A 286-nucleotide genomic window follows, 5' to 3' on the forward strand; every position below is an offset into this window, starting at 1 on the left:
AGCTGCGGGTACTGCTGCCATTATGATAATCGTTGTAGTAGGTACCAAAGTTATAATTCAGGACGTTAGAGAGAGACTCCACGCTGGAAGGTCCAAGCAGGCTACTGCGTGCGACAATCGCTTCAGTTAACGCATCTTTGCTGACAATCATCTCCAGGTGAAATGAAGAGACGTTGAGCTGCAGGCGTGCATTGTCCGATAGCTCGATATTGGTGTTATCGTGAAATTTCACATCACGAATTTTTTCTACCAACGCACGAGTTTTTCCAGATAACACGGCATTATT

1 pseudogene is annotated in these 286 nt (G+C 45.1%); it reads right to left on the bottom strand.

What is annotated here, in order from left to right:
* Positions 1-286 (bottom strand): annotated as a pseudogene (locus FDX22_RS31775) (fimbrial biogenesis outer membrane usher protein); the annotation flags it as partial.

Origin of the sequence: Citrobacter sp. TBCS-14 (genome assembly GCF_005280805.1) — a bacterium.
Classification (GTDB): domain Bacteria; phylum Pseudomonadota; class Gammaproteobacteria; order Enterobacterales; family Enterobacteriaceae; genus Citrobacter; species Citrobacter gillenii.